Source organism: uncultured Anaerovibrio sp. (genome assembly GCF_947302755.1).
Lineage (GTDB): Bacteria > Bacillota > Negativicutes > Selenomonadales > Selenomonadaceae > Anaerovibrio.
This window is the reverse complement of record NZ_CAMYWM010000123.1, coordinates 1-7381: the sequence shown is the minus strand read 5'-3', so window position 1 is coordinate 7381 and position 7381 is coordinate 1. Positions and strand designations below refer to the sequence as shown.

At 48.7% G+C, this 7381-nt stretch carries 7 protein-coding genes; all 7 read left to right on the top strand.

From position 1 onward, the window contains the following. Positions 1-100 precede the first annotated feature (100 nt). On the top strand, positions 101-502 hold the full coding sequence (locus tag Q0Y54_RS10500; RefSeq protein WP_297967447.1) for an Rrf2 family transcriptional regulator: 402 nt from the start codon (positions 101-103) through the stop codon (positions 500-502). Positions 503-624: 122 nt separating this feature from the next. After that, positions 625-1590 (top strand): RodZ domain-containing protein, encoded by a 966-nt coding sequence (locus Q0Y54_RS10495; protein WP_297967444.1) that lies wholly within the window; start codon positions 625-627, stop codon positions 1588-1590. 23 nt (positions 1591-1613) lie between these two features. Beyond that, positions 1614-3485 (top strand): YgiQ family radical SAM protein, encoded by a 1872-nt coding sequence (locus Q0Y54_RS10490; protein WP_297967441.1) that lies wholly within the window; start codon positions 1614-1616, stop codon positions 3483-3485. Next, positions 3485-3946, top strand: a complete 462-nt coding sequence (gene nrdR / locus Q0Y54_RS10485; RefSeq protein WP_297967439.1) for a transcriptional regulator NrdR — start codon at positions 3485-3487, stop codon at positions 3944-3946. The genes Q0Y54_RS10490 and nrdR overlap by 1 nt, the downstream gene beginning before the upstream one ends. A gap of 84 nt (positions 3947-4030) precedes the next feature. Further along, positions 4031-5764, top strand: a complete 1734-nt coding sequence (locus tag Q0Y54_RS10480) for a radical SAM protein (protein ID WP_297967436.1) — start codon at positions 4031-4033, stop codon at positions 5762-5764. A 63-nt stretch (positions 5765-5827) separates the two neighbouring features. Then, positions 5828-6613, top strand: coding sequence for a peptidoglycan editing factor PgeF (gene pgeF, locus Q0Y54_RS10475; RefSeq protein ID WP_297967433.1), 786 nt, complete (start codon positions 5828-5830; stop codon positions 6611-6613). Between the two features lie 81 nt (positions 6614-6694). Then, positions 6695-7381: YggS family pyridoxal phosphate-dependent enzyme (locus Q0Y54_RS10470; protein ID WP_297967450.1), on the top strand; the 687-nt coding region annotated here is incomplete at its 3' end.

Sequence of the window (7381 nt, the reverse complement as noted above, 5' to 3'; positions counted from 1 at the left end):
TGGATACGTCCGCAAAGCTCCGGATTAATTCGACTATATTTAGTGGGCGTATAAATCTCCCACTGAATAAGTCTCATTTAAATGATGTTGAGGTGATAATATGCGACTTTCAAGCAAGGGACGGTATGGTGTAATAGCTATGCATGAATTAGCCCTGGCCTTTGGTAAGGGGTCCATTACCGTAAAAAATATTGCCGCCAACCAGGGGATATCAGATAACTACCTGGAGCAGCTCATGGGTACCCTGAAAAAGGCCGGCTTTGTTAAAAGTGTTCGCGGAGCCCAGGGAGGATATATGCTGGCCAAGGCACCGGAGGAAATCACTATTGGTGAGATAATTGTTACCATGGAGGGTCCGGTGGTTTTTGCCGATTGCATGCTGGCACCATGTGAAAAGGCTGAGGGCTGTGGTCGCAGAAGTGTATGGTCCCATATCAGTGCAAGGGTAAATGATGTGCTTAACTCCATTACACTGGCAGATTTGGTGAAGGAAAGCAAATAGTTTTCAGGAAATTGGGCTGGATTGTGCAGTCCAATTTTTTTTGAAAAAAGGAACTCTTCCTATTGAGTAAAAAAAACTATCAATGTATAATAAAATATAGTTTGTATGTAGGAGGTCTGAGCATGCTGGGAGAAACTCTTAGAAGAGAACGGGAAAAGCAGGGCTTAACGATTAAAGATATAGAGAATGAGACCAGTATCCGGTCATTATATATTGAAGCAATTGAAAAGGAGGATTATGCCTCCCTGCCAGGTGCAGTATACACCAAGGGCTTTATTCGCAATTATGCCAAGGCTTTGAACTTGGATGCCGATTCATTATTACAGGAATATAATTCTGAACAAAATATTGATACGCCGGTGCAGCCTGTTGATCAGCAGCCTCGCACTTATTATAATGAGGAGGTGCCACAGCGCACGATTACCGTTAAATCCTCATCCCATTTGTCTGCAGGGAATGATGGTGGAAATCTGTTTTCCTCCGGAAATGATTACAGAGAACGCACTGAGGAAAAGAGCGGCTCCAGAAAATTTATGATTTTACTGGCTGTTATGCTGGTCTTTCTGGGTGGCGTTTATTATGCCTTCAGTGATGATCCTGCCCAGGAAAAGGCCAAGCCTGAACCGGTAAAAAATGAGAAGGTAGTGGCCACCACCAGACAGGAGACTCCGGCTGTGGAGAAGAAGTTCGACGGGGTGGATGTAATAGCCAAGTTCATCGGTCCGTGCTGGATTTCTGTAAAGGTGGACGGCAAAAATGTATATGAAGGCATGGTTGACAGCGGCCAGGATATGTCCTGGAAGGGTAATGAGACGGTAGAGGTTACTGCCGGTAATGCAGGCTCTATTGAGCTTACCTGGAACGGCAAGCATCTGGGCGTACTTGGTGATGTGGGACAGGTAGTAGAGCGGGTCATGACCAGGGAAAGTGATGGTGCCAGATCAGCTGCAATGGCTGACAATAAGGTGGAGCAGGCCGATAACGCCGGTGCTGCTTCCAATGTATCTGCTTCAGCTTCTGACCAAAATACCGGGAAGACAGCTGAAACCAGGCCAGGTAGGGGCAAAGCTGAGAAAACTGCCAGATAACCCGAGGATGACGGTGTGATTTAATGAGCTTTTTACCAATATCAAAAGAGGATATGAAATTGCGGGGTTGGTCCCAGCTGGATTTTATCTTTGTGTCAGGAGATGCATATGTGGATGATCCCAGCTTTGGCCCGGCGATTTTGTGCCGCCTTTTGGAAAAGCATGGCTACAGGGTGGGGATTATTCCTCAGCCCGATTGGCACAATACCAGAGATTTTGCCCGTCTGGGGAAGCCCAGACTGGGCTTTCTTGTTTCAAGCGGGAACCTTGATTCCCAGCTAAATCGCTATACGGCGGCCAAAAAGCTTCGTCATCAGGATGCATATTCCCCAGGTGGCAAGGCCGGTCATCGTCCAGAGCGGGCTGTGGTGGTCTATGCCCAGCGGCTCCGTGAATGCTGGGGGACTGGGGTCCCGATTATTATTGGCGGTATAGAGGCCAGTTTGAGGCGGTTTGCCCATTACGATTACTGGGGTGATACCATCCGTCAGTCTATTTTGGCGGAAAGTAAGGCTGATATTCTGGTTTATGGTATGGGGGAAAAGCAGCTTATAGATATTGCTGCCCAGCTTCATCAGGGTGTTGAAATCCACAATATTCAGGATGTCCAGGGAACCTGCTTTCGGGTGCCGGATTTTGATTATATATGGGATTATATAGCTCTTCCCAGCTATGATGAGGTTAAATCCAGCCGGACGAAGTTTGCTGAGGCCTTTAAAACCGAGTATTTGGAGCAGGATGCCTTTCGAGGCAGGAGGCTGGCCCAGCAAAATGGTGAGTGGTGTATTGTACAAAATCCACCGGCCATGCCCCTTTCTGTAGAGGAAATGGACGAGATTTACGATTTGCCCTATGAACGCAGCTGGCATCCGATTTACGACAAGGCAGGCGGTGTTCCGGCCTATAATGAGGTTAAATTCAGTATTACCGCCCATAGGGGATGCTTTGGCGGCTGTAATTTTTGTGCCATAATTTCCCATCAGGGGCGGATAATCCAGCGGCGCAGTGATGAGTCCATTATCCGCGAGGCTAAAATCCTTACCCAATTACCTGATTTTAAGGGTTATATCCACGATTTAGGCGGTCCTACCGCCAATTTTCATCGCACCTCCTGTGATATGCAGCTGGAGCGGGGGACCTGTCATGGAAAGCAGTGTCTGTCCCCTGATGTGTGCCGTAATCTTATTGTGGATCACAGCGGGTATATGGAGCTGCTCCGTAAAGTCAGGGCAATTCCAGGTATCAAAAAAGTGTTTATCCGTTCCGGAATTCGCTTTGACTACCTGATGCTGGCCAAGGATGAATTTTTGCAGGAGCTGTGTGAGCACCATATCAGCGGCCAGTTAAAAATCGCCCCGGAGCATATTGCTGACAGGGTGACCCGTATTATGGGCAAATCCAGCTCCAGGGTGTATAAGGCCTTTGTGGCCCGCTTTGACCGAATGAATAACAAGCTGGGCAAAAAACAGTTTTTGGTGCCCTATTTTATGTCAAGCCACCCCGGCTGCACTTTGGCTGATGCCATTGAATTGGCGGTGTTTATCAGGGAAATGGGATATCATCCGGAGCAGGTTCAGGACTTTATTCCGACTCCTGGCACCCTTTCCACCTGTATGTGGTACAGTGGCATAAATCCCATGACCGGAGAAAAGGTGTATAGTGCCAAAAAGCCTGAGGACAAGGCCATGCAGCGTGCATTGATGCAATATTGGCTTCCCCGCAATTATGAATTGGTAAAAAGGGCCTTGGAAAAGGCCAATCGCCGTGACCTGATTGGCTATGGACCAACATGCCTCATTCCCCCGGAAAAAAGGGAAAAACCGGCACATGGCAGTGGCCGACCAGGCTTTACTAAGGTACAGGATAAGCGAAAGGGCAGAAAGAGGGTGCGCTGATGCTTTGCCCATTTTGTAATAAAGAGGACAGCAGAGTAATCGATTCAAGGGCAGTGGACGATGGCCGTGCCATAAGGCGACGTCGGGGCTGTCCCCACTGCGGCAAGCGATTTACTACCTTTGAGACAGTGGAGCAGCTGCCTTTGATGGTTGTAAAGCATGATGGCAGTCGTCAGGTGTTTGACCGCAATAAATTGTTAAATGGCCTTATTCGATCCTGCGATAAACGGGATAAATCATTGGAAAGTGTTATGATTTTGGCCCATAATATTGAGCAGGATATTCATCGTGAATATGAGCAGGAGGGACCCTCCAGTGCCATAGGTGAAATGGCCCTGCGGCATTTGAAGAATTTTGACCAGGTGGCCTATATCAGGTTCGCCTCGGTATATAGAAAATTTTGTGATATAAACAGCTTCCGGCATGAGCTGGATGTATTGTTGGCTGATGACAAGGATTAATATCAGCTTTAGATTTCGTTGTAAGGGCGTAGTGCAAAAATATTGCTTTGCACGGAGTTTGTTACATATGTTGGAGGAAAATATTTGTCCTGGCACTTAAAGGAACAGCTTAATAATATGCTGGCAGAGGAATCCGGCTATTATATTTATCCCGCTGGTGGCAGAACCAGGGTTGCCTTGTTGTATCCCAATTCCTATTTTGTGGGAATGTCCAATTTAGGCCTTCATATAATTTACCGCCTGTTAAATCAGCGGGAGGATACGGCCTGCGAACGGGGCTTTCTGCCGGAAAAAAGGCAGCAGGAGGAATATGTTAAGCACCGGGTTCAGCTGATGACCATGGAAACCCAAAGGGGAATAGCCTCCTTTGATATAGTGGCCTTCATTATGTCCTTTGAAATGGATTATTTCAACATTCTCAGGATGCTGGAGCTGAGCAAAATAAAGCCCTTGGCCTCTGACCGGGGGGAAATGGATCCTCTGGTTATTGCCGGTGGTCCCTGTGCCACCTTTAACCCGGAGCCCATGAGCTCTTTTATAGATGTGTTTGTCATTGGTGAAGGGGAGGCTGTAATGCCGGCCTTTATGGAGGTCTATAATAAGGCTAAAAACGAGGGTTGTTCCAAAGGGGAAATCATGTCCCGTTTGGCCCGGCTTCCCGGAGTGTATGTACCCTCCTGCTACGAGGTCACCTATGGTGAGGACCGATATGATACTATAATCAAGCCATTGGGTGATGCGCCGGAGAAAATCTGCCGCCAGTGGCAGGAGAATTTGGATGAATATCCCGGGGAAACGGCGATTTACACCGAAAACACGGAGTTCAATCTTCATTTGGTGGAAATTGCCCGGGGCTGTGGCCGCCATTGCCGGTTCTGCATGGCGGGCTATTGCTTCCGAAAGCCCCGCAACCGGTCTTTGGAGGCCATTGAACAAATGCTGGTGGCCGCCAAGGAAAAGGGGCGTAGGGTAGGCCTTATGGGGGCGGCTATTTCTGACTATCCGGAGATAGACCGGCTGTGCAGGGAAATACTGGGGGATGGCCTCAGTATGTCCGTGGCGTCCTTTAGGGCGGATTCTGTTACCCAGGAGCTGGTGGAGTCCCTGGCGGCCAGCGGCCTGAAAACCCTGACTATGGCACCTGAGGCGGGCAGTACCCGTATGCGGGCCATTATAAATAAAGGGATTGAGGAGGAGCACCTGCTAAATGCCATGTCAATGGGAATAAGGGCAGGGATAAGAAACTTTCGGCTCTATATCATGATTGGGTTGCCCGGGGAGGAGCCTGCTGATATTCAGGGGATAATCGATATGGCCCTGAAGCTGAAGGACTTTATGGAAGCCAAGGGAGCTGCCGGCCGGTTGACCCTGAGTATAAATCCATTTATTCCCAAGCCCTTTACCCCATTTCAGTGGGCACCAATGGCTCCATTAAAGTACATTCAGGCGGCCCTGAAGACCATAACCAATGCCTTAAAAAAGCGGCATAACATCGAAGTCATTGCTGAATCACCGCGGGATGCCTACGTCCAGGCTGTACTGGCCCGGGGCAGCCGGGATACCGGCAAATACCTGTGGGAGGCCTATGAACAGGGAGGCAGCAAGGCCATGAAGGCCGTATTGAAGGGCCATGGGCTGACCATGGAGGATTTGGTAAGCCGCCATATTTCCTTTGAGGCGGTTCTGCCCTGGGATATGCTGGATATGGGCTTTACTAAGGAATATTTGATAAAGGAATTTTTGGAAGCCCGGAAGGAGCAGCCGGGCCATACGGTTCAGTGCTTTGATGGCTGCAAACGCTGCGGAGTATGTCGATAGTATAAAATAGGAAATGATGTGATTTTTGTGAGCTTTTCACTTGTTTCAGGACATTTGAAAAATTTGTGGATAGGAAAATTTTCTATTTTCCCGGAGGAGCTGTTTGTCCACGGTATTTCCACCCGGCATGGCGGCGGCAGTACAGGGGCTTTTGACAGCCTCAATCTGGGCCTTCATGTGGAGGATGATGCCAATAGGGTACGTCATAACCGGGATATCCTTTTTGAGGGACTGGGGCTGCCACGGGGCCAGGGTATTACCTGTCAGCAGGTCCATGGCAGTAAGGTGGTAAAGGTTACTAGGGCCCAGGCGGGACGGGGAATGTATGATTATGATCAATCCATAGCCGATACCGATGGGCTGATTACCAATGAGCCCGGGCTGCCCTTAATGCTGTTTTTTGCCGATTGTACCCCTATTCTTATTGTGGACCCGATACATAAGGCTATTGGGGTAGGCCATGGGGGCTGGCGGGGGACAGTGGCCTCCATTGGCGTAAAAATGGTGGAAATGATGGAACAGGAGTATGGCTCCCGGCCGGAGTCCTTATTGGCTGGTATTGGTCCGGCCATAGGTCCCTGCTGCTATGAGGTGGGTCAGGAGGTGGCCCAACAATTTAGGGATGCTTTTCCTGAATTTTGTGATAAAATTGTTATGGACAAACCCAATGGCAAGGCCAAGCTTAATTTATGGGAGGCCAACAGATTACAGCTTGTGGGGGCAGGACTGAAACCGGAAAACATTGATGTGGCAGGTGTTTGTACGGCCTGTAATCATCGTCAGTTTTTTTCCTATCGCGCTGATGGGGGGCGGACTGGCCGGATAGCTGCGGTACTGTCCATAAAATAATTGCCTTCCCCCTGTAGGGAAGGTGAACCGCTCATACAGCCTGGAGCGGTGGATGAGGTGCGTATTATAGAGGGTGGTTTGATGATACCAGAGAAAATAAAAGAGGTTCAGGAAAATATTGCCATCGCCAAGGATAGAAGAAGTGCTGACAAGCAGCAGGAGGTGCGGTTAATCGCCGTTACCAAAAATCATGATATTTACGCAATGCGGGAAGCTATAGATGCCGGTATAACTGATATTGGGGAAAACCGGATTCAGGAGGCCAAGGAAAAGTTTGAAACCCTTGACCGCAAGGTGACCTGGCACCTTATCGGGCACCTGCAGACCAACAAGGCCAAGCAGGCCGTGAAGATATTTGATTTAATTCATTCGGTGGACACGCTCCATCTGGCTGAGGCCATCAACAGTGCCGCGGCCAATATAGGCAAGCTGCAGCGGGTTCTGGTCCAGGTAAATCTGGCCAAGGAGAATTCCAAATCCGGTGTTTATGCCGAGAATTTGGAGGAGCTTCTTCATAAGGTGGATGAGCTGCCTAATCTTCAGCTTATGGGGCTGATGTGTATCGCTCCCAATTATGAGGATGTGGAGGAATGTCGTCCATTATTTGCCAAAATGTATGAAATTTTTAATAAGGTGAAGGAAATGAGCTTCCAGACAGCGAATATGATATATTTGTCAATGGGTATGACTCATGACTATAGGATAGCACTAGAGGAAGGTTCAAATATGGTACGGGTTGGAACCGGTATTTTCGGACCACGACAATAT

Bases quoted from the DNA above. Each gene is read 5' to 3' on its own strand.
- nrdR (WP_297967439.1), top strand. From the start codon at position 3,485: ATGCTTTGCCCATTTTGTAATAAAGAGGACAGCAGAGTAATCGATTCA.
- Q0Y54_RS10500 (WP_297967447.1), top strand. From the start codon at position 101: ATGCGACTTTCAAGCAAGGGACGGTATGGTGTAATAGCTATGCATGAA.
- Q0Y54_RS10495 (WP_297967444.1), top strand. From the start codon at position 625: ATGCTGGGAGAAACTCTTAGAAGAGAACGGGAAAAGCAGGGCTTAACG.
- Q0Y54_RS10490 (WP_297967441.1), top strand. From the start codon at position 1,614: ATGAGCTTTTTACCAATATCAAAAGAGGATATGAAATTGCGGGGTTGG.